This window comes from Methylobacterium sp. DB0501 (assembly GCF_011043735.1).
Lineage (GTDB): Bacteria > Pseudomonadota > Alphaproteobacteria > Rhizobiales > Beijerinckiaceae > Methylobacterium > Methylobacterium alsaeris.
In genome coordinates this window covers 1-23,001 of record NZ_JAAKGV010000036.1, presented here as the reverse complement: position 1 = coordinate 23,001, position 23,001 = coordinate 1, and the positions used below count along the sequence as shown (strand labels likewise).

The 23,001-nt window shown below is 66.6% G+C and carries 26 protein-coding genes and 1 pseudogene; 13 read left to right on the top strand and 14 right to left on the bottom strand.

Translation table 11 applies throughout. The features are described from left to right. The first annotated feature begins 233 nt into the window (after positions 1 to 233). From G4G93_RS32825 to G4G93_RS32815, 3 genes are all read left to right on the top strand, one after another. Positions 234 to 1,502 (top strand): IS256 family transposase, encoded by a 1,269-nt coding sequence (locus G4G93_RS32825; RefSeq protein WP_165091457.1) that lies wholly within the window; start codon positions 234 to 236, stop codon positions 1,500 to 1,502. Between the two features lie 66 nt (positions 1,503 to 1,568). After that, positions 1,569 to 1,916: a hypothetical protein gene (locus G4G93_RS32820; protein WP_165091455.1), complete on the top strand. Its 348-nt coding sequence runs from the start codon at positions 1,569 to 1,571 to the stop codon at positions 1,914 to 1,916. A 463-nt stretch (positions 1,917 to 2,379) separates the two neighbouring features. Then, on the top strand, positions 2,380 to 3,141 hold the full coding sequence (locus G4G93_RS32815) for a hypothetical protein (protein ID WP_165091454.1): 762 nt from the start codon (positions 2,380 to 2,382) through the stop codon (positions 3,139 to 3,141). 91 nt (positions 3,142 to 3,232) lie between these two features. On the opposite strand, the gene G4G93_RS32810 is transcribed toward G4G93_RS32815, so the two are convergent. Beyond that, positions 3,233 to 3,616: a hypothetical protein gene (locus G4G93_RS32810; RefSeq protein ID WP_165091422.1), complete on the bottom strand. Its 384-nt coding sequence runs from the start codon at positions 3,614 to 3,616 to the stop codon at positions 3,233 to 3,235. Next, on the bottom strand, positions 3,616 to 4,287 hold the full coding sequence (locus tag G4G93_RS32805; RefSeq protein WP_165091452.1) for a ParA family protein: 672 nt from the start codon (positions 4,285 to 4,287) through the stop codon (positions 3,616 to 3,618). The genes G4G93_RS32810 and G4G93_RS32805 overlap by 1 nt, the downstream gene beginning before the upstream one ends. A gap of 457 nt (positions 4,288 to 4,744) precedes the next feature. Between G4G93_RS32805 and G4G93_RS32800 the strand changes: the two genes are divergently transcribed. The 3 genes from G4G93_RS32800 (at position 4,745) to G4G93_RS32790 (ending at position 5,963) form a co-directional block, all read left to right on the top strand. Next, positions 4,745 to 5,314: a recombinase family protein gene (locus G4G93_RS32800; protein ID WP_165091450.1), complete on the top strand. Its 570-nt coding sequence runs from the start codon at positions 4,745 to 4,747 to the stop codon at positions 5,312 to 5,314. A gap of 66 nt (positions 5,315 to 5,380) precedes the next feature. After that, positions 5,381 to 5,665: a type II toxin-antitoxin system RelE/ParE family toxin gene (locus G4G93_RS32795; RefSeq protein WP_165091449.1), complete on the top strand. Its 285-nt coding sequence runs from the start codon at positions 5,381 to 5,383 to the stop codon at positions 5,663 to 5,665. Further along, positions 5,655 to 5,963 (top strand): HigA family addiction module antitoxin, encoded by a 309-nt coding sequence (locus tag G4G93_RS32790; RefSeq protein WP_165091447.1) that lies wholly within the window; start codon positions 5,655 to 5,657, stop codon positions 5,961 to 5,963. The genes G4G93_RS32795 and G4G93_RS32790 overlap by 11 nt, the downstream gene beginning before the upstream one ends. Here G4G93_RS32790 and G4G93_RS32785 read toward each other — a convergent pair. Then, positions 5,932 to 6,420, bottom strand: a complete 489-nt coding sequence (locus G4G93_RS32785; protein WP_165091445.1) for a hypothetical protein — start codon at positions 6,418 to 6,420, stop codon at positions 5,932 to 5,934. The genes G4G93_RS32790 and G4G93_RS32785 overlap by 32 nt on opposite strands. 284 nt (positions 6,421 to 6,704) lie before the next feature. Here G4G93_RS32785 and G4G93_RS32780 point away from each other — a divergent pair, with 284 nt between their 5' ends. Further along, positions 6,705 to 7,352: a hypothetical protein gene (locus G4G93_RS32780; protein WP_165091443.1), complete on the top strand. Its 648-nt coding sequence runs from the start codon at positions 6,705 to 6,707 to the stop codon at positions 7,350 to 7,352. After that, positions 7,349 to 9,040 carry a type IV secretory system conjugative DNA transfer family protein gene (locus G4G93_RS32775; protein ID WP_165091442.1) on the top strand — a complete coding sequence of 564 codons (1,692 nt, stop codon included), beginning with the start codon at positions 7,349 to 7,351 and terminating at the stop codon, positions 9,038 to 9,040. The genes G4G93_RS32780 and G4G93_RS32775 overlap by 4 nt, the downstream gene beginning before the upstream one ends. 10 nt (positions 9,041 to 9,050) lie before the next feature. On the opposite strand, the gene G4G93_RS32770 is transcribed toward G4G93_RS32775, so the two are convergent. The 4 genes from G4G93_RS32770 to G4G93_RS32755 form a co-directional block, all read right to left on the bottom strand. Then, a protein-coding gene (locus G4G93_RS32770; RefSeq protein WP_165091440.1) for an IS5 family transposase occupies positions 9,051 to 9,856 on the bottom strand; the annotation gives its coding sequence in 2 pieces (ribosomal slippage) (positions 9,051 to 9,520 and positions 9,520 to 9,856; 807 coding nt in all). A gap of 82 nt (positions 9,857 to 9,938) precedes the next feature. Beyond that, on the bottom strand, positions 9,939 to 10,262 hold the full coding sequence (locus G4G93_RS32765; RefSeq protein ID WP_165091438.1) for a hypothetical protein: 324 nt from the start codon (positions 10,260 to 10,262) through the stop codon (positions 9,939 to 9,941). A 235-nt stretch (positions 10,263 to 10,497) separates the two neighbouring features. Continuing rightward, the gene (locus G4G93_RS32760) at positions 10,498 to 11,277 is read right to left on the bottom strand and encodes a chromosome partitioning protein (protein WP_165091436.1); all 780 of its coding nucleotides are present in this window, start codon (positions 11,275 to 11,277) and stop codon (positions 10,498 to 10,500) included. After that, positions 11,274 to 11,786: a hypothetical protein gene (locus G4G93_RS32755; RefSeq protein WP_165091434.1), complete on the bottom strand. Its 513-nt coding sequence runs from the start codon at positions 11,784 to 11,786 to the stop codon at positions 11,274 to 11,276. Before G4G93_RS32755 ends, G4G93_RS32760 begins: the two co-directional genes overlap by 4 nt. A gap of 264 nt (positions 11,787 to 12,050) precedes the next feature. Here G4G93_RS32755 and G4G93_RS32750 point away from each other — a divergent pair, with 264 nt between their 5' ends. Together G4G93_RS32750 and mobF are read left to right on the top strand one after the other, a co-directional pair. Next, entirely contained in the window at positions 12,051 to 12,344 is a 294-nt protein-coding gene (locus tag G4G93_RS32750; protein WP_165091433.1) for a hypothetical protein, read from the top strand. Continuing rightward, positions 12,341 to 15,238 carry a MobF family relaxase gene (gene mobF, locus G4G93_RS32745; RefSeq protein WP_165091431.1) on the top strand — a complete coding sequence of 966 codons (2,898 nt, stop codon included), beginning with the start codon at positions 12,341 to 12,343 and terminating at the stop codon, positions 15,236 to 15,238. The genes G4G93_RS32750 and mobF overlap by 4 nt, the downstream gene beginning before the upstream one ends. A 68-nt stretch (positions 15,239 to 15,306) precedes the next feature. Here mobF and G4G93_RS32740 read toward each other — a convergent pair whose 3' ends face one another. From G4G93_RS32740 to G4G93_RS32730, 3 genes are all read right to left on the bottom strand, one after another. Further along, positions 15,307 to 15,693, bottom strand: coding sequence for a type II toxin-antitoxin system VapC family toxin (locus G4G93_RS32740; RefSeq protein WP_165091429.1), 387 nt, complete (start codon positions 15,691 to 15,693; stop codon positions 15,307 to 15,309). Next, on the bottom strand, positions 15,690 to 15,938 hold the full coding sequence (locus tag G4G93_RS32735) for a type II toxin-antitoxin system VapB family antitoxin (protein ID WP_165091427.1): 249 nt from the start codon (positions 15,936 to 15,938) through the stop codon (positions 15,690 to 15,692). Before G4G93_RS32735 ends, G4G93_RS32740 begins: the two co-directional genes overlap by 4 nt. A gap of 276 nt (positions 15,939 to 16,214) precedes the next feature. After that, positions 16,215 to 17,387 carry a site-specific integrase gene (locus G4G93_RS32730; protein WP_165091481.1) on the bottom strand — a complete coding sequence of 391 codons (1,173 nt, stop codon included), beginning with the start codon at positions 17,385 to 17,387 and terminating at the stop codon, positions 16,215 to 16,217. A gap of 178 nt (positions 17,388 to 17,565) precedes the next feature. Here G4G93_RS32730 and G4G93_RS32725 point away from each other — a divergent pair, with 178 nt between their 5' ends. From G4G93_RS32725 to G4G93_RS32715, 3 genes are all read left to right on the top strand, one after another. Next, positions 17,566 to 18,663 carry an RHE_PE00001 family protein gene (locus G4G93_RS32725; protein WP_165091425.1) on the top strand — a complete coding sequence of 366 codons (1,098 nt, stop codon included), beginning with the start codon at positions 17,566 to 17,568 and terminating at the stop codon, positions 18,661 to 18,663. 217 nt (positions 18,664 to 18,880) lie between these two features. Beyond that, positions 18,881 to 19,417, top strand: a complete 537-nt coding sequence (locus G4G93_RS32720; protein ID WP_312892318.1) for a MucR family transcriptional regulator — start codon at positions 18,881 to 18,883, stop codon at positions 19,415 to 19,417. A 244-nt stretch (positions 19,418 to 19,661) separates the two neighbouring features. After that, positions 19,662 to 20,075 (top strand): MucR family transcriptional regulator, encoded by a 414-nt coding sequence (locus tag G4G93_RS32715; protein WP_165091479.1) that lies wholly within the window; start codon positions 19,662 to 19,664, stop codon positions 20,073 to 20,075. A 198-nt stretch (positions 20,076 to 20,273) separates the two neighbouring features. Here G4G93_RS32715 and G4G93_RS32710 read toward each other — a convergent pair. The 4 genes and pseudogenes from G4G93_RS32710 to G4G93_RS32695 all read right to left on the bottom strand — a co-directional run. Then, positions 20,274 to 20,480, bottom strand: a pseudogene (locus G4G93_RS32710) (IS256 family transposase); the annotation flags it as partial. A 243-nt stretch (positions 20,481 to 20,723) separates the two neighbouring features. Next, entirely contained in the window at positions 20,724 to 21,128 is a 405-nt protein-coding gene (locus G4G93_RS32705) for a hypothetical protein (protein ID WP_246737167.1), read from the bottom strand. Between the two features lie 144 nt (positions 21,129 to 21,272). Then, positions 21,273 to 21,989: a class I SAM-dependent methyltransferase gene (locus G4G93_RS32700; RefSeq protein WP_165091423.1), complete on the bottom strand. Its 717-nt coding sequence runs from the start codon at positions 21,987 to 21,989 to the stop codon at positions 21,273 to 21,275. A gap of 469 nt (positions 21,990 to 22,458) precedes the next feature. Continuing rightward, positions 22,459 to 23,001, bottom strand: a 543-nt coding sequence (locus G4G93_RS32695; protein WP_312892317.1) for a threonyl-trna synthetase, incomplete at its 5' end; no start/stop codon positions are given.

Here is a 23,001-nt window from a genome sequence, read left to right as displayed (position 1 = left end):
CATGCACTTGGCATGCTTACCATTGAAAATTGTCATTCGTATGACGGTGGAGTTATCCGTCAGTTGTTCAGTGATCCGCCCCTATTGAAGTGGTTCATCGGCGAGTTTGGTGCATCAGGCTGCGAGGAGGAAACGGGAGCTATGCGGGAGAATGGGTGACGCGGTTTGGGTGAAGGCGGCGTATCGAGGCGGGTGTCGAGCCTGCCAGAACCTCTCGTTGAGAGCGATACGCCATGGACAGCCCTACCAACATCGTCCGGCTTCGTCAGCCTGAAGAGATCGACGATCCCCTGACCGAAGTGCTGCGGTCGGGTGCCCGCCGCCTGCTCGCCCAAGCGGTTGAGCTCGAGGCCGAGGCCTTCCTGAGCGCCATGCAGGATCTGCGGCTGCCGGATGGGCGCGCCCGTCTGGTCCGTCATGGGCACGGCCCCGAGCGCGCGATCCACACCGGCATCGGCCCGGTGCCGGTGGCGCGGGTCCGCATCCGCGATCGTGGTGCGACCAGCCCCGAGGAGCGGATCCGGTTCTCCTCGGCCCTCCTGCCGCGGTGGGCGCGGCGCAGCCGCAGCCTGGATGCGTTGCTGCCGGTCCTGTACCTGCGCGGGATCTCGACCGGCGATTTCCAGGAGGCGCTCGCGGCCCTCCTGGGCAAGGACGCGCCGAACCTGTCACCAGCGGTCGTCACGCGGCTGACCGCGACGTGGGCCGACGAGTACGCCCGCTGGCAGGCGCGCGATCTCTCGGCGCGCCGCTACGTCTACGTCTGGGCCGATGGCGTCTACCTGCAGGCCCAGATGGAGGAGCAGGCCGAGTGCATGCTGGTCCTGATCGGCGCCACGCCGGAAGGCAGGAAGGAACTGGTCGGCTTCCAGGTTGGGGTGCGCGAGAGTGCGCAGAGTTGGCGAGAGTTGCTGGTCGACGTGAAGCGGCGTGGGTTGTCGGTGGCGCCGACGCTGGCCGTAGGTGACGGGGCTCTGGGCTTCTGGAAGGCGCTGGACGAGGTCTTCCCCGGCACGCGTCACCAGCGCTGCTGGCAGCACAAGACGGCCAACGTCCTCAACAAGGTCCCGAAGTCTGTGCAATCGACGACGAAGGCGGATCTGCGTGAGATATCCGGGGCGTCGACGCGGGCGGAGGCCGAGGTGGCGATGGATGTGTTCGTGGAGAAGTACGGAGTGAAGTATGCCCGTGCGAGCGAATGTCTGACGAAGGACAAAGAAGTTCTGCTTGCATTCTACGACATGCCGGCGGAACAATGGGACCATCTGCGAACGACGAACCCGATCGAGAGCGTGTTTGCGACAGTCCGGCATCGAACGGTGCGCACGAAGGGGGCGCTCTCGCCCACGACCGCCAAGCTGATGGTGTTCAAGCTCGTGATGGCTGCGGCGAAAACCTGGCGGCGGCTGAAAGGCGAGAACCAGTTGCCGAAAGTGGTGGCTGGCGTCATCTTCCGGGACGGGACCGAGGTTACCGCGAGCCCTGATCACCGCGCCGCCTGACCAACCTCGTCACCCAAATCCCCGCATAGCTCCCTCGGCGAGGACGCCGAGCTCATCGCCGATAGGATGCACGCTCTGCTGTCGCCAATCTGCTCGATCCTGATGCCGTCCGATCCGCTCCTCACCTTCGTGGCCGAGGCGCTGGCCGAGGAGGCTCATATCCAAGGGTTCACCTATGCGGGTCACTGCACGATCCGCGGCGTCGCGAAGCGTTGGGCGGGGCAGGAGATCTGGCGCGAGCCCGGGATAGACTATGCTGCGCAGGCGCGGATGGCGCGACGGATCGAGGTCAAGCGGTTGAAGCGGGCGTTCGATGCCGCACTGCGCCGCATCGGCAGCCCGTTCCCCGGGACGGATACGGTGGCCGCGGCACGGGCAGCGCCGCATCTGCCGGAGGGACGGCTCAGTGAATAGCGCCCCTCCGCCACCACCCAGGTCGAGGACATCCGCCTCATCGTGATCGTTCATGGACCGCACGGCCCGGCCGGCACGCGGATCTCGGAAGCGGCAACCCGGGCGCTCTATCGGATGCTCGGTCAGCATTTCGAACCGGGGCGATTTGACGGCAACGGTTAATCCGTGCCTCATGACACGTTAACGTGGCCGGGCACGCTGCCCGAGTCGCATCACCGGAGTTTCCCGCCGCCGCAGTGAAACCCTGAAAAGACGAGACCCCCGGAAGCCCCTGGCAGGGCGACCGAGGGTCTTGAGCCCCGAGGGGGCCGATCCAGTCACTAAGCAAGACGGATCATCCCCCGAAATCGCTGCCTCGTCAATCCGGAACCCGCTTCCGGAAACGATGGTGCTTTATCTGGGAACCGGGCGCATCCGACGCGACCCGGCTCGATCTGCCGCGGCCTCACCCTGAGGCCGACCGATGACCTATGCCGAGATGAAAGAGGCGATCGCCCGGGCGCTGCCGGCGATGCTGCCGGCCCTGCGCGAGCAGCTCTACGCGCTGAACGCGGCCGAACGGATCGACGACCGCGAGGCGGGCGAGCTCGACGACGCGATCGAGGCACGGCGCACTGCCGGCCGTGCGTCCCCCGCTGCCGCGCCTCTGCCCGCCCCCGCTGTGCCGCTCGGTTCTGTAATGGAACGCGCGTCGATCTTCCCGCCCCGGAGCCGTCCCCGCATCAGCGACCGTCCGGCCGCGAAGCTCCGCCGCCGGCGCGTCGCCTATTCCGGTCCGATCCCGCCGGGTCTCGCCGAGCGGTTCACGGTGGGCGAGATAGCGGCACTGGGTATCGTCGCCGACGAGATCGCGGCCAAGGGCCGGTGCGACCGCTCGGTGGCCGAGATCGCGCAGCGGGCCGGGGTCTGCACCCGCCTCGTTCAGAGGGCGATCAAGGAAGCCCGCCTGCAAGGCCTCATCTCCGTCGACGAGCGCAAGCAACGCGGGGCCAAGCACCTGACGAACGTGATCCGCGTCCTATCCCGGGAATGGGCCACGTGGCTCGCCCGCCGCTCCAGGTCGAGGTGGGTGGGTGAATCGAAGGTCACCCCTGCGGATACGAATCGATTCTCTTCTTCTTTGAAGGAAGGGGCGGCAGCTCGCGGAAGCGTCGAAAGAGGTTTTCGAAGGGGGGATTCCAGATCCGGTCAGCCCGGACGACCGGCCGCGGGGTTCCGATTCTAGCCTGAGACTGACGCCACCCCTGGAATCGAGAACGCCGGACCCTGGTGAGGATCCGGCGCTCGGTGAGGGATTCGGGATCAGGTCGCGGCGATCAGCGCTTCGTGTTACGCCGGCCGTCCTCTGGCACGAGGGAGAGGTCGAGACCCTCGGCGTAGCCCTTCGCGGCGAGCGCCTCGATCACGAGGTACTTCACCGACACCTTGCGCTTGGCCGATTCCATCTTGAGCGCGAGCCAGATGAGATCGGGCACCTCGAGCCGCAGCGGGCTCACGGGGCCATCGTACATCGCTGGGGCGGGCGGCGGCGCGGCGGGGGGGGCGACAGGCGCCGGCTCCGCGGCAGGCTCGGGCGGCGGCGCGAGCGGGCGGGCGAACCCGGCCTCGGCCCCGCCGGCGACGAGCTGCGCGAGATCCTCGGGGTTCGTTCGCGGGCGCGGAGCGCGGCCGAGCGGGATGGATTTCGCGGGCGTGGACATCAGGCGGCGGCCTCGGACGGGGTGATGACGGCGAGGATTTCATCGAGCGCGCGGGCGATCTCGGCCGCGGCCTTGGGGTCACCGTCGGGCTCGAGCGGCGTCAGGCCGTTGAAGTGCATCGACTGGTAGGCGTTCGGGCGCCGGATCGTCTCTGTCGTGAGCACCGGAATGCCGGCGTCAACCACCTCTTGGCGCGCGTGCTTGGCAACCCGGCTCGCGATCGTCGCCATGCCAGTGAAGATGACGCGTGCCGGGATGGGCCGGCGCAGCATCTTCTCGGCCCGCTTCACCTCAGCATGGGTGCGGAACACCTCCTGCAGGTCCATGCCCGAGATGCCCGAGGGGATCACGACGATGTCGCTCTCGGCGATCGCGAAGGTCACGGCCTTAGAGGCGGCGCCTTCAAGGTCGATCACGACGAGGGCGTAACGCTCGACGGCCTCGGCTATCCGGTCTTGCATGGTCGCTTCCGTAACGCCGGCGATCACGTCGACGCCCCCTCCCCTGCCCTCGCGGTCGGCCGCCTCGCGCCAGGCGCGCACGTGGCCGTTCGGGTCGGCGTCGAGGATGACGACGCCCGCGCCGCGCTGGGCGGCGGTCGAGGCGAGGCAGATCGCGAGCGTCGTCTTGCCGACGCCTCCCTTGGTCGAGCACAGGCTGACGACAGGCATGAGGGCTCCTTCACGGATGGGCGGGCGCCGGCCTGGGCGGATGCCGGCTTGGGCAGGTGAGCGGACAGGCGCACGCCCAAGCGCCCAGATAGGCGTAAGGGCGAAGTCACAACAAAGCATGAAGGCGCGCAGGCGCAAAGGCGGGACGGCTTAAAGGCGCACGCCTTGGCGCCTTTCTGTCAGCGCGCCATCATGTGCGTAAAGGCGATTGATCCAGAAGGCGCAAGGACTAGAAGGCTCATATACGCAAATGCGGAAAGGCGCGCGCCTAAATGTACATTTGATCAAGATGCAGGGTTCTCGGACCGGATCCGTTTCCCCGAACGCCCGATCCCTTGTCCGCTGGGTGCACCCTGTTGAGACAGGCCTATGACACAGCCGTGGGCGTCTCAACAGGGTTGCAAATAGGGGCTTGAAACAGATAGGATTGAACCTCTAGACCCTGGTGAGACGAATCATGGGTAGGATCGGCTACGCACGCGTCAGTACCACGGACCAGGACCTCTCCCTCCAGCTTGCCGCCCTCTCTGCCGCAGGGTGCGGGGTCATCCGGTCCGAGAAAGTCAGCGGATCCACTGTCACCGGTCGCGCTGAGCTGCGCACCGTCCTCGACTTCATCGGCAACGGCGACACTCTCGTGGTCACCCGCATCGACCGCCTCGCCCGTTCCCTCGGCGACCTTCAAGACATCGTCCGCGAGCTCAAGGCCAAGGGAGCCTCCCTCGTCGCCACCGAGCAACCGATCGACACCGGCACCGCCGCCGGCAAGGCCTTCCTCGACATGCTCGGGGTGTTCGCCGAGTTCGAGACCAACCTGCGGCGCGAGCGCCAGATGGAGGGCATCGCCAAGGCCAAGGCCGCCGGCGTCTATAAAGGTGGCAAGACCCGCATCGCCGTCGACGAGGTACAGCGCCTGGCAGGGGAGGGGATGGGACCCTCAGCGATCGCCCGGCAATTGGGGATCGGCCGGGCCAGCGTCTACCGCCTGCTCGGCGCGAGCAAAGCCGTGGCGGCTCCGGATGGCTGAGGACGCAGCTGACCACGAGTGTAACGCTTTGCTTGACAGTGACGCGCAACGCGTTACACTCTCGGCATGATCAAAAGCTTCCGCAGCAAGGCGCTCACACGCTTCTGGACCAAGAGCGATGCGAGCGGCCTGCGGCCAGACTGGGTCCGCAGGATCGACCGCCAGCTCGTGCTGCTCGATCAGGCGACCCGTCCAGAGGACATGGACATCGTCACGTACGGCTTCCACGCCCTCTCAGGCGACCTGGCCGGCCGTTACGCCATCACCGTTTCGCGCAACTGGCGCCTGACCTTCGCGTTCGACGGCCAGGATGCCACCGACATCGATCTGGAGGATTATCATGGCTCCTGAGGTTCGCCGCGACCCCGGTCGTCCTCCCATCCATCCCGGCGAGATCCTGCGCGAGGACGTGCTTCCCGCCCTTGGCATGCCGGTGTCCACCGCGGCTAAACACCTGGGCGTCACGCGCCAAGCCCTGCATCGCGTTCTTGCCGGCTCTGCTGCCGTGTCCCCGGAGATGGCGCTGCGGATCGGCAAGTTCTGCGGCAATGGTCCCGACGTGTGGCTCAAGATGCAGGCTGCCCACGATCTCTGGCATGCGGCTCGCACCGTCGACGTCAGCACAATCCCGACGATGAACGCGGCCTGAGAGCGGCCTGCGCGGTCACAGGGGGCGAGTACGGCCCCTGGAACAGGTCACCCATGGCCTTGCGCCGGAACAGGGTGCGCCAGCGCCAGCGCCGGCGCTGATGCTCGTCGCGGTCGTGCAGCATGTGGCAGCGCTGGCAGAACGCCGCCAGATTGGTGTCCTCGTTGTTGGCGGTGTCGTGGTCGCGGTGCGCCGCGGCCAGCACGACCCGAGTGATGCGGACCCGCGTGAGCAGGTCCTTGTCGCGCAGCCGCTTCCGCAGCCGGCGGCCCTGACCGTCACGCCAGCTCGCGATCTCGGCGTCCCACCATCGCCCATCCCCGAGACGGAAGACGCGTTGCAGGTGGGGGCGGGCGCATTCCTCGCATCGGCCCTGTGCGCGACGGAAGCGGATCGCGTCGGAGAGCTGGGGCCAGTCGATGGGATAGAAGAAGCGGTGCTCGCGCCGGATCGGCATCCCTGCTCCTCGACCTGGCGGGCCTTCATGCCGAAGGAGCCTATCACGTTCCAGGGTTAAGCTCTGCCTTACGCTCACCACGCGGTCCGTTCGCTGCGGCCGGAGATCCTCATCATCACTTGGGCCCGCAGTTCGCGATCCATCGTGCCGGCACCAGACGATCCTCACGCTCGGGTACGCGGCCATCACACGGGCATGTGTTCGATCAATTTTTACATAAGCAGCTTGCCAAAATTGAATGCCCGCTATGCGATCCATCTCGGCGTCAGGAGATCGCAACGCATATGACTCGTCTTGTCCGTACGATAGGAAACCGCGTCCGCCAGATATTCCACGATGCGGTGCGATCTTCAGCCCGGTTAGCCAACGAGTATCACAAGGCGGGGATCCCGTTCTCGATCGTCGACCGCGACAGTCGATGGGCTGCGGAGGCACCAGGCTACCGCGCAAGGGGTGTACATGCGCGCGAATGCCCCATCGTGCTCGTTCCAAGAAAGCAGTTCGCGTATCTAACATTCATCGATGCTGCTGTCCAAGCTGCTTATCTCCGGGGCAATCTAGTAGATATACATGCGAAGGATGATGCTCATCTAAACAGAAACGATTATCTTAGAGATTGGGTGTATCGGTTCCAGCAATCTTGGATCGCTGTCGTCGTGCCGGAGCGTGCCAAAGATTTTCTAGCTCCTCGGGCGGTAGGCGAGTTCTTGCTATCCGAACCAATCGAAGATTTCGTCAAGGCGCGGAAGCTGGACCGCGAATTGTACAACGTGGTGGCAGATGCCTCGAAGGGGCACGCTCGGCTCGTGCTTGAGCTGCCACTTCCCACCGTCGTGCCGTTCTTCCTGCGCCTCTGGAGTATCGACGCCGACGATCTCGTCTTCCGGTTGCCGGAAGAGGAACGCCTGCCCGAGGCGGCCGCACAGCCGTGAGCCAGATCGGCAGCTTCTGGCGCGGCGTCATCGTGGTCGTCCTGACCATCGCCTGCCTCGCCGTCTACTACCCGCTCGCCTTCATCGTGCAACACGGGTTCGACCCGACCAGTTGGCACGATGCCCTGCTTCTTCCTCAGGAGTGGTTTGAGAACCTGCAGCACAAGGTCATCCTTCCCTGCATCGGCGTCTACGTCGATATGGCCCGTGGCGAGCACCGGGCCTTTGCCGACGGTGGCATCGCCGCGATGGCGATCCTCGCAGTTGGCGTGGTCGGCGGCGGCAGCTTCTTCGTTCTGAGTGCCCCGCAACCAGGATTGCGTGATCCTCGCACCGTCCTGGGTAGTGCCCGCTTCGCCAGTGCCGCCGAGCGCGCCGCGATGGCTCGCGGCCTCGAGCTCGGCCTCGATCCGATCACCAGCAAACCTGTTCGGGTCCAGGTCGAGGGCAACCTCCTCTCCATCGCCCCGCCGCGGACCGGCAAGACCTCAGGCCTCATCATCCCCAATCTCGCCATGCCCCCGGACCTCGGCGTCTGGGACGGGCCAGCCGTCGTTATCGATCCCAAAGGCGAGATCTATCGTGCCGTCGCCAATCGGCGCCGGCGCCTCGGCCGCACCGTGCGATGCCTCGACCCCTTCAACATCGTCGGGGGAGGCGATCGCTGGAACCCGCTCGCCACCCAACCCGCCGACGATCTGCTCTACCTCCAGCACCTCGCTCGTCTGCTACTGCCAGGGTCCGCAAGCGCGAGCGAGAGCAGCCAGTTCTTCCGCAACCGCGCCGCCGTCCTCTTCCTCGGCGCCGTGCTCGCCGCCCTGCGCTCGGATCAGCGCACGCCGCTCGCCGCGGCCGGATACCTGAAGGACCTGCCCGCGCTCGCCGCCGCCCTGGGCAACGCCAACGATCTCGCGACGCGGGCCGTGCGGGCGTTCGTCGCCAGCGAAGCCAAGAGCAAGGAGGATGTGATCTCGACCGCCGAGCAGGCCTTCGACTGGCTCCTCGACGAGCGCATGCAGCGCCTGACCGGCCAGCCGACCTTCGCGCTCGATGAACTGCTTGGAGGCGACACCGACCTGTTCATCGTCGTGCCCTCGGAAGCCACCGACCTGATCGCAGGCTTCCTGCGCTGGCTGTTAGCCGATCTGTTCACGGTCGCCCGCCGCCGCCCGGACCCGCAGCGCCGCCGCATCCTGTGCTTCATCGACGAGGCCGCTCAGCTCGGGCGCTTCGAGGCGATCGTGCGGGCGGCCGGCGAGCTGCCCGGGCACGGCATCAGCCTATGGACCTTCTGGCAGAGCCGCCAGCAGATCATCGACACCTACGGTGAGGCCGGCGCTCACACGATGACCGACACGGCCGAGATCGTGACTGTCTCAGACCTGCCGGCGGTGTCGGTGGAGGAGCGCGAGCGGTTCTCGCGCATGCTCGGGCGCTACACCGCCCGGCTGCCTTCGACCAGCCAGACCAACGGCGTCGAGGATCGGGGCTCGACCTCGCAGGCCCTGCAAGGCGTATCGCTCGAGGACGAGACCGGGCAGGACATCCTGGCGGCGGACGCTCTCGTCGTGTTCGCCAATGGTCGGCGCTACACGCGCCACCCGGTGCGGCTGTGCAAGACCCGGGCGTTCGATGACCCGCGCTTTGCCGGCCTGCTGACCGGCATCGCTCCGGTCGGGAAATCCTGACTAAGAGCGCCTAACAGAACCGCTCGATCTGGTGGAGGGTGATGAGACTGGCCTGGAGGAATGTGAAGGCCTCATAGATGTCGGCGCGCCGTTCGTAGCGGATAGGCAAGCGGCGGGCGCGGTTGAACCAGGCGTGGCTGCGCTCGACCACCCAGCGATGTCGCCCCAGCCTGTCGCTCCTCTCGATGCCGCGCCGGGCAATCCGCGGTCTGATCCCGCGTGCTCGGCACTCCTGCCGCCGCACTCTGGCATCGTAGGCCTTGTCGGCGTGCAGCTTGTCGGGGCGACGGCGCGGGCGTCCCCGCCGCCCGCTGTGCAAAGGCGGGATCGTGTCCAGCGTCGGAGCCATGAGCGGGCTGTCGTGGCAGTTGGCGCCGGTCAGGACGAGGCCGAGCGGCGTGCCGCGCGCGTCGGTGACGAGGTGGCGCTTGGTCCCCGCCTTGCCCCGATCCGTCGGGTTCGGGCCGGTGGCAGATCCCCTTTTTTCGCCGGCACGCTCGCGCTGTCGACACTCGCCCGGCTCCAGTCGATCTCGCCCGCCGCATGCAGGCGTTCAAGCAAGACCTGATGCAAGCGCCGCCACACACCAGCCGCCTGCCAATCGCGCAGCCGGCGCCAGCAGCTCATGCCGGAGCCGCACTTCATCTCGGCCGGCAGCATCTCCCAAGGAATGCCTGAGCGCAGCACGAACAGGATGCCGGTCAAAGCGGCGCGGTCGTCCAACCGAGGACGCCCACCCTTGGGGCGAGGCGGGTGCGGCGGCAGAAGCGGGGCGATCGCAGCCCAGAGATCGTCGGGTAGAAGCGGGCGAGCCATACCAGCCCAACGCCCAGCCGCCCCGATCGTGCCGTTCTGTTAGGCGCTCTAAGAGATGCCCCTGAGAGAGCCTTGGCGCTCCTCAACGGAGCGCGAGGCAATCCTGCGGGACGAGGGCCGTGGCGTAGCCGGCCCGAGGGGCCCAGAGCGCGATACGAACCGTCGCACCCTCCCGCCCGCGCAGGACGGCCCGCGTGCCGGGTTGAAGGACGAGGGAGCGGCTGCTGGCGTCAGGCATGACGAGCCGGACAGACTCGCATGCCCGGGTGACGACGACGCCCCGGCCCGTATGCGACCAGGCGAGCCCGATGGTCGCGACGAGCGCGCCGGCGGCCAAACCCGAGACGACGAGGTGGAACGGGTTGGGACGCCACCGTGCCAGGCGCAGGCGAAGCCGTGCGGGCAAGCCCCGCTTCAGTCCAGACATCGACCGGGCTGCAGGCGCCAGCGACACCCCGACCTTCTCACGCAGGCGCCGGCGATCGGCCCGCGATAGGATCGGATCGTCCAGGGCCGCCAGCTGCTCGCGGGGTGTCGGTTCAGCGAGCGCCCGCGTTAGCCGCTCGGCGCTCGCCTGTTTCACCCGGTCTTTGGACTGATCGGCGGCCGCCTTCGCCTCGCTCAGACGACGATCGAGCGTGTCACGCCGACTTGGCATCGGACTTCGCCTCGGCCTTGGCCTCGATCAGCCACCGAGCGGCGGGCTCCACGGCGCGCATCGCCGCGAGCCGGAAGGCGTCGAGCTGCGCCCGGGTACGCAGCGCCATCGCCACATCCGGTTCGGCGCCCGGCAGAGCCAGGTGCTTGGCCAGAGCCTCTTCGTCGAGTTGGGGGATCAGCGCGAGCCCGAGCGGGCGCGTGATCGGCAGGGCACGGGTCGCGAAGGTGAACTTCGCCAGGCTCGTGACCGCTCCAGCGCCCTTGGTGAGGTCCTTGATCTCGCCGGCCTCCGGTTCGCCGTGCACGTGGTTGACCACCAGGAAGCGGTCCTTGACCCAGCCCTTGCCCGCCGCGACCACCGCCCGGGCGGTGGCGTAGGCTTCGTCCTTGTGCGCCACCACGACGACCAGCCCCAGGGCCTTGCCGCGGCGGGTGAACGCGCCGGCCATCTGGCCGAGCGCCTCCAGGAAGGCGACACCGCCGTTGGCGCCGATGTCGACGATGGCCGGCAGCGGCTCGGTGAGCAGCTTGTTGAGGGCCGGATCGTACTCGGCGATGGCGGCCTCGCCGCCGGTCTCGTCGAGGCGCTTGCGCTCGGTGCGGATCTGGAAATGACGCACCCGCTCTCCGAGCTCGACGAGGTGGCGGCTCGACTCGATCTCGTAGACGGGCGCGTCCGGTACGCACTCGGCCAGAGCGCGGGTGACAGTCGACTTGCCGATCGCGCTGGTATCCTGCGCGACAAAGAGGATGCGGCTCATGCGGGGTCTTTCCTGAGAAGCTTCTGGACGGTGACCAGCGCCTTGAGGCGCATGTCCTCGGCCGACGGTAGGGGATCGGACCCGTCGGGATCGTGGGGGGCGGCGAGGTCCGAAGAGAGGGCGAGCGGCTCCACGGCAGATGGGAGCGCAGGATCGGGAGCCTCGCCTGCAGGACGCTTCTCACGGTCAAGGTCGGGACGCTGAGCCCTCACCCGATCCGCGGCCGCCCGGCGGATGCGCTCGCGGCGCACGCTGGCGATGAGGGCGGTGAGACGCTTGCCGGTGATCGGCCGCAAGGAGGCGCCGGAACCCTGCATCACGCCCTGCGCCGCGAGGGCCGCGGCGATGTCGACCCAGCTGGCGCCGTCGCGATGGAGCTGCTCGAAAGCATCGAGATGCTCGCGCACGAGCGCCATGCTGCCATGGCCGCGCCGGCCTGCAGCCTCGGCCCGCTCGGCGGAGCGGCGCTTGAGGTCGCGGCGCAGGCGGGAAAGATCGAAGGGCGGCATGGTGGCCGTCCTAGCAGGTGAGGATTGAAGGCCAGCTTGAGGGGATGGGCGGTATTCGGCGTATGGCCACAAGGGACCGGTAAGGACCACCAAGGCCCACACGAGGACCAGCAAAAGCCTAGCGGAGGACCACGAGGAGAGAGGATCACACCGCACGCACTGAAGTGCCGTCCCGTTAACCCTCGACCCTGATCCGCCTCGCCGGCGCCGCCGCGCCCATGCCAGGGCTGCTCGTAACGCCCCTCGTGCCGGATCCGCCGCCGCATGACAATCGACGTCACCCTCTCGCTCACCATCCCGGCCGCTCTCGCCGCCTCGCTCCGGCAGGAAGCTGCCCAGCGCGGCTGGACGCCCGAGAGCCTCGCCGTTGACTGCGTCGCTCAGCACCTCGAGGCCGCCCTGCGCCACCGGGTGGTGCTCGAGCGCATGGAGCAGGTCGACGCCGCCCTCCTGCAGCTTGCCCAGACCGTCGGCCAGATCGAGGCGGCGGCCGAGGCCGTCGAACCCGGCGCCCTGTGCCGCTACCGGCCCGATCGCGATCCGGCCGGGACACTGTGACTGCCTCGCTGCAGCGCCTGCGGCCCGGGCCCGAGGCGTCGGCCTACTACCTGACCCAGGCTCAGGACGAGGCCCGGCCGGATCGCCGCGAGGCCTACTACCAGGCCGAAGGCAGCGGGGTCTGGTGGTCGAGCGGTGGGAGCGTGGTGCGCCACGGCGCGGCAATCATCGGCGCCTCCTTCCGCGATCTCTGCGCCGGTCTCGACCCGAGGACCGGCCGCCCTCTGGTGCGCGGCGCCGGTGCCGGTCACCATGCCGGAACCGATTGCACGATGACGGCTGGGAAGGCCGTGAGCGTGCTCTGGGCGGCGGGAGATGCGGATCAGCGCGCCGCGATCGAGCAGGCGCACCGGGCGGCGGTGGACGCGGCCCTGCAGTTCGTCGAGCGCGAGGGCCTGATCGAAGTGCGCACCGGGGCCGGCGGGCGCGAGCATCGCCGTCCCGCGGACCTCATCGTGGCGACCTTCGACCATTATACCACCCGCGAGGGCGATCCCAACTTGCACACGCACTGCGTGTTGTTGAATGTCGCCGGCAATCCAGGGGAGAGCGGCGGTCGCTACAAGTCGTTGCGCCACCTCACGACCGACCCCGCCCGGCTGTTCGAGCAGCAGCGTGGCGTGGGCGCCGCCTACCGGGCGGCCCTAGCTGAGCAGCTTTACGCCCGGTTCGGCTGGCGATTTCGCCCGGCTGGGGACGGGCAATGGGAGGTGGCGGGGGTCGCCGAGAGGGTGCTGGAGACGTTCTCGAAGCGCTCCGCCCAGATCCGTGAGCGGGTCGGCTCCGAGGCGACGAGCGCTCAGCGTGAGGTAGCGGCCCTGGCCACGCGGCGAGCCAAGGACCTCTTGCCGAGCGGTGTCGAGCTCGAGGCGCGCTGGCAACGCGAGCTGGCGGAGCTCGGAACGGATCCCTGGCGAAGTGCCCGTGAGGCAGCCCGGGATCCCGAGCTCGCGCAGCGGATCGAGCCGGAGCATGACCTCGCGTTCGATCCGCCCGAGATCTCTGGCGCCACGCCGGTCGCCCGAGCCGCCTCGAGGCTGCTGCGGCACGAGAACGTGATCACCCGGGCGGCGCTGTTGCAGGTCAGTCTCGAGGAGGCGAGCCTGCACGGGCTCGGCATCGGAGCCGTCGAAGCCGAACTCGCGCGACTCGAGCAGGACGGTACCCTGGTACGTCTGTCCTCCGCCACGCTCGAGCCGAGCCAGGGAGCGTGCTGGACCACGCCGGGAATTGCGGCCTGCGAGGCGGCCTTGCTACGCGCCGCCGAGCGACCGCGGGAACGGAGGTGGATCAGCCCTGAGGCAGTCACTGCGGCGCTCGAACAGGCTCCCCAGCTCGCGCCCGAGCAGGCCGAGGCCGTGCGCCTGGCCGCCGACACGGATGGGGTGTCGCTGATCGAGGCGGGCGCCGGCACCGGCAAGACCACTACGGCTCGCGCCCTGGTGGAGGCGGCCCGGATCGCCGGACTGAGGGTGGTCGGGCTGGCGCCATCTTGGGTGGCGGCCGACGAGCTTTCGCGCAGCACCGGCATTCCCGCGAAGGCCATCGCGCGCTGGCGCCACGATCAGGCCCGCGGCCCGGCAGCCCCGGCGAACCATGACGCCGTCCTCGGGGTCGACAGCCTGGTTCTGGTCGATGAGACCGGGATGGTCGGCACGCGCGACCTCGAGGCCGTGCTGAGCGCGGCGCGCGCAGCGGGCGCGAAGGTGGTGTTGTTGGGTGATCGGCGGCAACTCGCTTCGGTCGCAGGGGCAAGCGCACTGCGGGCGGTAGCGGAGGTGTGCGGTCGCCAGGCCGTGCTGGAGCAGGTGCGTCGGCAGCAGGTGCCCTGGCAGCGAGCAGCCTCGGAGCTGATGGCGCGGGGCGAGACCGAAGCGGGGCTGCGCGCCTACGCGGCGAAGGGCTGCGTCGAGCTCGTCTCCGGCTCGGAGGCGGCCCAAGTGAGGGTGATCGCGCTGTGGAGCGAGTTGCGCGCGCGACACGGCGAGGACGTGCTGATCGTGACCCGACGCAACCGTGATGCGGCGGCACTGAACCGACTCGCGCGGGAGGTGCTGCGGGCCGAGGGGCGGCTCGGGCCCGATCTCGTCGAGGTGAGCGCGCTCGACCGCGAGGAGCGGCGAGTCGCGCTGGCGCTGGCGATGGGCGACCGGCTGCGGTTTGGCGAGACGCTGCCGGAACTCGGGGTACGCAACGGCAACCGGGCCGAGGTGCGGGGGGTAACGGTGGCGGCCGACGGTCAGGTGAGGGTGCGCCTGGAGCTGGAGGACGGGCGAGTCCTAGAGGAGGTTTGGGAACGGCTGGCCCGTGCGCCACGGTTCGGTCCGCGCCGGCTGCCGCGGATCACGCCCGCGCTGGCCGGCACGGCGCATGCCGCGCAAGGCCGGACGAGCGCCGCGGCGGTCCTGTACGTGGGCAGCTCCGCCGAGGCGCGCGAGACGTACGTGGGTCTGACGCGCCATCGGCATGAGGCGCGGGTGGTGGTGGAGCGAGATCGCCTCGACGCATTGTGCCGGCAGCGACAGGCAGATGCACGGCTAGCCCCAACAGCGTCTGTGCTGCTCGAGCGGCTGTTCGCGGAGGCGAGCCGCTATCGGGAGAAGGCGAACGTAGCCGATTTTGTGGCCGACCGGCTCGCGTTTGTGCGCAGCGGGGTGGTGGACCTACGAGAGCCGGAGATCGGGCTCGGGATCGGACGGGCGATTACCGCGGCCCGAGTGCTGGCCTGTGCCTTGCGTCAGGTGGACCTGACGCCGCGGCGTGACGAGCTATTCTCACGGCTGCTGGCCTGGCGGCACGATGCGGAACGAGCACGGCACCAAATGAAGCGCATGCCCCCGAGCCGCGCCGACATCCCCGTACCGCGAACGCGGGACGTCTCTCCCGAGCGCTGAAGCCGGGTTGCCTATTAGCCTTAGGGAAGGGCACGCCGCGGCCGGTGAAGATCCGAATGCCCCTGGCCTCAGGCGGCGGGAATGTCCGTCTGGGAAAAGTCGTTGCCCTTGAACAGCAGCGGCTCGCCCGTCGCTTTCGCCAGCGCGTACGCGAAGCAATCGCCGTAGTTCAGGCCCGCCCTGTGACGGCCCTTGCCGAAATCGAGAAAGCCCTGGCGCGCTAGCTCGCCCTGCTCAACGGTGAGCGGTTCGATGACGATGCCGGCCCGGCGCAGGAAGGTCTCGGCCTGCCGCGTGCCCTCCGGTCCAAGCTGACGCTCGACGACAATCGCGAGCTCGAGCCAGGTTGCGACGCTCATGCGGCAGGTCTCGGCTTCGTGGATACGTTGGACGAAGGTCTCGGCCTCGGGCTCTCGGTAGAGGATGGCAATCAGCGCTGAGGTATCGAGGATCATTTCGGTAGGCCGTCCTCGTCGTAGAGCAGCTCGCTGTGCGGGAGGTAGGGGGACACCACGTGAGCGGCGGCACGATCGGCAATGGCAAGCAATTCGGCGATGCTCGCGCGTGCTCTGCGGCGCTCAATCCGGGCGAGGCGGTCGCGAAGGGCCTGCGTGACGACGTGGGTCATGGTCTCGCCGGTCTCGCGGGCGATCGCCCGCGCCAAGCGATGGGCTTCAGGATCCTTGATGTTGAGGCTCATGCCGTGCGATCAGCCCTCGAAAGGTAGAAATTTGTTTTGGTTTCTACCATACCGTCTGGAAACCGCCAGTGAAGTGCCTCGAAGCGAAGAGGCCTCTGCCCGTCGTCGCTTGCAGTGCAGAGGCTCTCGTCGCCGGTGCAGCTGACCCACAACGCCCGTGGCCGCTGGGCCTGATAGGGCGGATGGCCCCTGCTCATGGCATCGGTGTACCAGAATGAGGCCGCTGGTTCTCATCATCAGGAGCCGTCTACCCCATCAGGCCCGTCGGTGCTCGTCTCATCCGATCAGCCGCACGGCTTTGCCTTTGTCGATCTCGGCCTCGTTGTAGTAGCGCGCTGCCTGCTGCACCGAACGGTGCTGCGACAACTGCATCGCTTCGGGCAGCGGCACACCCTGTTTTCCGGCCTCGGTCATGAACCCCGACCGTAGTCCGTGGGCTGAGAACAGGGAGGGGTCGAGCTCGGCCCGGGCACAGCGCCCTTTCAGGATCGCGTTCACGCTTTGCGGGTCGAGCGCCGTCGCACCGAGCCGCCCCCAGCGGTCGATGCGCCGGAACACCGCCCCGCTCTCGATCCGCGACAGCGCCAGCCAGTCGATCAGAGCCCTGGCCGCCCGCCCGATCACCACCACCCGGGCATCGTCCTCCGCCGTCGTGGTCTTGGTGCGCCCGAGCCGGATCGTGAGCTTCGGCACGGTCGGGCTGTCCGGGTCGGCCGGATCGCGCGGTACCGGTGCCTCGCGCACCAGGTCCTCGACTCGCAAGCCCACTATCTCGGCCCGGCGTCGGCCGCCGGAGGCGAAGGCGACCAGCAGCAGCGCCCGATCGCGCACGTCGACAAGGCGATGCTCGTACAGGCAGGTGGCGAGCAGTTTCTCGATCACCGCGGCGGTGACCGCCCGCTGGCTCTTGCGGGTGCGAGGCCGCCGGTTCGCCCGAACGGCGAGGGACAGTGCAGTGCGCAGGCGCGGCGCCTTGAACGGCCCTTCGACGGCGCGGAAGCGATGCAGGGTCGACCAGTGGGCGAGGCGCCGGCGCACGGTCGAGACCGCGTGCGGACCAGTGACCCGCAGCAGGCCGCGGGACCGCAAATCATCCTCGACGGTGCTGGGCATGCCGTGACGCGGATCGTTCTCACGCTCGGCCGGATCCCAGAGGTGATGGGCGACGAATTTCAGCGCCAGGGCCTCGGTCGCCGGCCAGGGCAGAGGGTGGCCGGTGGCCGCGAGGCACCAGGCCTCGAGGTAGCCGAGGTCGGAGGCGAGCGCCCGCAGCGTGTTGGCGCCCATGCCGGAGCGGGCGAGATGCTTGAGGGTGGCGGCGTCTTCGTCGGTGAGGAGGAGGGCGAGGCGCTCGCGGGCATCGAAGGGGAGGAGCCCGGCGAGGGCGTCGAGGTCGCGCTCCCGGGCGAGCGCTGGATCCGGGAGGAGGGCAGGGGCGGGATCGGCCATGGCGGACGGGGCAGCAGCAGGGGATTTCGTCGCATTCAAGCCGATTTCCGCGCCCGCGTCCATGATCATCGATAAGGAGATATTATCAATGGTCAGAGCGTTCGTCGCGGGCTCATACAAGTGCGCGAAGCGAAATCTACGATCGCTTCCATCATGACGGATCGGTACAATCCCCGCAATGGCTTACCGTCTGCCCGAGCCGCTCCCCTGGGCCGCCCTCGCCACGCCGCTCGCCGCCGCCGAGGACGCCCTCGCTCGTCTCGACCAGCTCCTCGCCACCAGCCCCATCCGCCACGGATGGTGCGCCCGCACCGATTTCGCCGACGCCTGCGCCAGCCTCGCCCTCCAGGGCGACCTCGTCCTCCTCGAAGACCTCGTCCTCCACGATGCCGGCCGCGACCGCCACGCCCCTTCCCAGGAGCTCACCCGCGCCCACGCCGTCCTGCGCACCCGCCGCCGCATCGCCGCCGCCGAGCCCGGCTGGGCCACCAGCCCCACCGGCCTCGCCGCCCTGGCCGAGGATCCGGATCAGGCAGGCGATCAGGACATGGTCCCAGTGCCAGTCCCGCCGATCGACGCCGCGGACGGGGAGGGGGATTTTGCGGACGTCGACGACGCCTTCTCCGCCGAGCTCGCCGACATCGACGCCCTGATCGCCCGATCCAGCCGCCTCCTCGCCGACACCGGAGCGGTGAGGGAGAAGTCGCCGCTCGTCTACGATCCGGCCTGGGGCGAGACCGACCGCCTCGCCGCTTGGCGCCACGCCGTCGCCGACACCCGCACCCTGCCGCCCGTCCTCGCCGCCACCGTCGCCTATGATGCCTGGGCCGCCCTCGAGCCGCTTCAGCACCGCGCCTGGCTCGGACCTCTGCTCGCCGCCGACCTCCTGCGCGCCCGCGGCAAGGCCCGCCACCACTTGCCCGCCCTCGCCAGCGCCCTGCGCCGCGTGCCCCGCGACCGCTGGCTCGTGCGCGATCCGCTGACCCGCTGGCTGACAGTCCTCGGTGCTGTCACTGCAGGTGCCGAGCACGGCATGAGAGATCACGACCGCTGGATGCTGGCGCGCGAGGGGCTGCTGCTCAAGGTACGGGGCAGGAGGGGGAGCTCCAGCCTGCCCCGCCTGATCGACCTTGTCCTCGCTCGCCCGCTGGTCTCCACCACCACCATCGCGGACGAGCTCGGCGTCACGCCCCGCGCCGCCCAGACCCTCGTAGCCGAACTCGGCCTGCGCGAGCTCACCGGGCGAGAACGCTTCCGGGCTTGGGGGATCTTGTAAGCCGAGTACCACCAGAGGGTATGAGATCCATAAGGTGCGCGGTTGCAGAAGCTACCGTGCATGCCTGCGACTTGGTGCGACAAAATACTGACGTACAGGATTATCTGTCGGATTGCCGGGGGCCACGAACCTGTGAGGACTTGCCCAACGTCGGCGATCCTCCATAAAGCTTTGCGTGGTTGGATCTGCATGGATCCTGGTAGCAGAAAGAATTGACGTGTCGGACGAGCCCCAAGCCCCACAGTCTGAACTCATCGATCTCGCGGCTGATATCGTGTCGGCCTACGTAAGCAAGAACAACGTTCCAGTCGCCGAACTGGCCGGCTTGATCGCCTCTGTCTACGCTTCGCTGAGCGGTCTCGGCCAATCAGCCGCCACGCCGGTCGAGGATCACAAGGTCACACCGGGCCGAATCCGCAAGTCTGTAACCCCGGACGCCATCACCAGCTTCATCGACGGCAAGCCGTACAAGTCGCTCAAGCGGCATCTGACCTCGAACGGCCTGACCCCCGACGAGTACCGCCAGAAGTACGGCCTGCCGCGCGACTACCCGATGGTGGCGGCCTCCTACACAGCCCGGCGGTCCGAGCTCGCCAAGAGCCTCGGTCTCGGCCAACTCCGCCGTGATCGGGCTGACGCCGGGAAGGCGGCTGAGAAGCGGGCCAAACCCGATCCCGTCGTCACCGCGCCTGTCGACGCTAGGCCTGCACGCCGCAGCCGGCCGAAGAAGGCCGAGGCCAGCGCATCCGAGTGACGTGGGATCCCACCAACCCGTGGCGACGGCAGCGTGCCCGATGCACGCTGTCGCTCTCGGGCGTGCTCCTCGTTGCGGGAGGTTTCGTGATCGCCGGGGTTGGCGTGTATTTCGCCCTCGAGGATGTCGCGATCCTCTGGATCAGGTAGGTGCGCCCCAGTCCAGGGTTGTGCGGCTTGGTGCGATGCTCGATACGCTGTTGTTGCTCGATCCTGAACCGAGCCGTGCAGTAGGAAAGCATTCGATGTCGCACCAAGAACAGGGCCTCTCGACCACTCTCGTTGAGCTCGCCGCCGACATCGTGTCGGCCTACGTGTCCAAGAACTCCGTTCCGGTTGCGGAGCTGCCGAACCTGATCGCGTCAGTCCACACCTCGCTGACGAACTTGGGGCAGCCAGCTTCCGCGGAGCCGGAGAAGCTGACGCCGCCAGTGCCGATCAAGAAGACGGTGACCCCGGATTACATCATCAGTCTTGAGGACGGCCGCCAGTACAAGTCGCTCAAGCGCCACCTGTCGACCCGCGGGCTCACCCCCGAGGAGTACCGCCGCAAGTGGGGCCTACCGCACGACTACCCCATGGTCGCGGCCACCTACGCTGCCCAACGCTCCGAGCTCGCTAAGAACAGCGGGTTGGGCCGGCCCCGGAACGCAGCCTGAGGTCCTTCTCAGCCACCCCCCTGTCGATCAACATCACGCACAGCCTGTTGGCAGGGGTCTTGGCATGAAGCCGCGCCGCGACGAGCATCAGCGCCACCGCTGGCTCACGCTATACCGGCGCAGGACCATGAGCGACCCGTTTCGAGCTATGCGGAGATTTGGGTGACGTGGTCAGTCAGGCGGCGCGGTGGCAACTGGTTCTCGCCCGTCAGCCGCCGCCAGGTCTTGGCCGGTCGTGGGCGAGAGTGCCCCCTTCGTGACGACGGCTGGCGACAGGTTCAGGGCGTCCTTACTCAGAAGGGCGGCGAGCGCCTCCTGGAAGTCGCCGATCGAGATCTCGCGCAAGTAGAGGACCGGCAGCAACGCATCCAGGCTGCGGGTGCGGCGCACCCACCGCGGCAGCAGTTCGAGAAGGGCAACACGCACCAAACTGCTCCCCACTAAACCAGGGCAGGTTCATGGTTTCAACAGAGCAACACCTGCCTAGATGTGCCGGCGGAGCCCGTCGTTCACGATCCGTGGGGCTCCGTGACGCACCACACAGCTGCATTACAAACGCGGGAGGAAGACTTTAATCGGTACTAGCAACTTCCACTCCCTCCCATACGCACAAACGATTGTTCATTTAAAAATTAGTGAGTGATATATTTATGTTGATGATTTTCGCAGACGGCGATACAAAGCGTGAGCTGCGTCCATGTAGTCCTGATTGGGATTTTTTTCACAAAAATCTCTCAGAAATTCTACCTGTTGTTGTAGAGAAAAATATGGAGGGCTAAGATCAAGGTCCTCGTCCACTCCTTGAGGAGCTCGGATCAGCGCCCCGCTCATGAATCCCTGCGCCCAGGCAAAGTAGTCACGCTGGATTGCCGGTGTTTCCCTAACATCCAGATTGAAGCGAACACAAGTCGAGGCGCCTAATCCGACGATCTTGACAGTTTCAGAATGAGCATGGCTTATATTTATACAGATAGAAGCTGCAACATAGATATTAAAGATAAAATACTTCATTTTTTTATCCAGAAAAATTAATTGCTGATCATCAAAAATCATTTCTGTGATCTTAGATCATATCCAGCGCCTGAATTTGAAAATTTGAGCATTGCCGCGTGCTGCATCTAGTCTCTCCTAAATTACAGCTATGCGTCGTATCACGCAATCACCTTTAGAGACGCTCGTCCGCTTGGCCGCATGATATCATTGCTTTCGGCCACGAACTAGGGCCATGCGACCGATCCAGAGGGAGTGCTCTGACAAGCGCCGCACCCCAGAAAAGTCGGCTTCCAACAGGAACTTCGGCCATGCTCCGGATGTATGCGGCCTGATCGCCTCCGAGCCATAGAGCAGTTGAGTAATCTTCAGGATTACATCCTCGCGCGAGGTCTTAGGCTTGTCGATATCGGCTACTAAGATGGTCCCTCCACGTCTTGTAATCCGCCTGAATTCTCTCAAGTTCTTGGTTTTATCCTCAGGAGACAGGGAATGTAGGTTGAGCACAATCGCCACTTTATCGAACGATCCCGCAGCAAGCGGCATCATCCTAACGTCCTCGAACGTCATGGCTTTGTAGTTTTGCAAGCATATCAGGGAAGCTTGCTTCGAGGATTTCGCGACTCTACGCTGGCTATAATCGACAGCGACAAATTGCGCATCTGGAAAGCGGTCTGCAAAGCACAAGGCCCGCGATGAGCTTCCAGGCCCGCAATCGAGAATGCGTTCGCCCGGTTTCGGTGCGAGCGCCTCCGCAAAAGGCGCACACCATTTCAAGTCATCCAAAAGGCATCCATCGACAACCATACGAAAGGCCCCCGACACCATTTTGCCGCGGATCTGGAAGCTTTTTGAAAACCCATCGTGGATGACGAACTCTTTGCTCTCAGTGTAATATATACTATGTTGGATCTTTTCTGACATCGGTATATTGCCCAGTTTGTGTTGCTATTCCCGACCAAGGCTGTGTATTTGCAATATAAATTAGCTATATACGACTGGTACATTTCGATACCGTCGGCCATCCGCGGTGTGCGAGTCGAACCAGAGGCCGTCGGCCTGATCTTATCGGAAAGGATCACAGCGCTGCCGATGCCGTTTGACATGGTGATATGAGCGATGAGGCGGTCCACCACCTACACCACGCCATAGGAGAAGGTATAGACATCGCAGTTGGTACGCTCGCAGACGCGCGCTTGCTCGCGTGCTTGTTGGGCGCCATCACGTTGACTTGGGCATATGCCTGAGAGGCGATCACCCTTGCCGGGCTGCCTCGATCTGGATCTGGACCAAGCGACGCCGGCCCGGATCCGATCGCGCAGCTGCTCGACTCTCATGACAAAGCCCCAAATTTTCCTGGAGAAGGTGTCGCAAGGGTAGATACGGCGAGGCGTCACTGGGTTGGTGTGTCCAGCAGGGTGGAGGTGTGTACCGATGCTGGGTGCCCTGTGCTGGTTTGGTGCGTGGCCGAGCACCTTTCGTACTGTTCGCCAGTGGCGATCATGATTAGCCGCTTGCGGCCGTCTTCAACTGAGCGGACTGCCAGGATTATGTGTCCGCTCGGCCAGACGACGGTCTCTAGTCTGCCATCCTTCACAGGCTCTCCATGACGTCGAACCCCTTCGCGGTAGATCAGGTCGTACTTTGCAGCCAGGTCGGTTTGTGAGAACGCCTGGCTGACCCAGATAACTTGCTGAAGGCCCTCGTCCTGGCAGACTTCGAGCACGACCTGCTGTGTGTCCCGCCCGGATGCCGGCAGTTTGTCATGGAAGTAGAACAGAGCCGTTATATTGGCCTCGCGGTCGACCATTGAGGGCCGCGGTACGGTCGTCACAGGACCCCAAGACAGCCCGAACGGAGCCTCCGCGGCCTGTGTGGCGACCTTGCCGCTCGACCAGAGAAAAGCCACCGCGAGTACCAAGTAGATCCTCCTTCG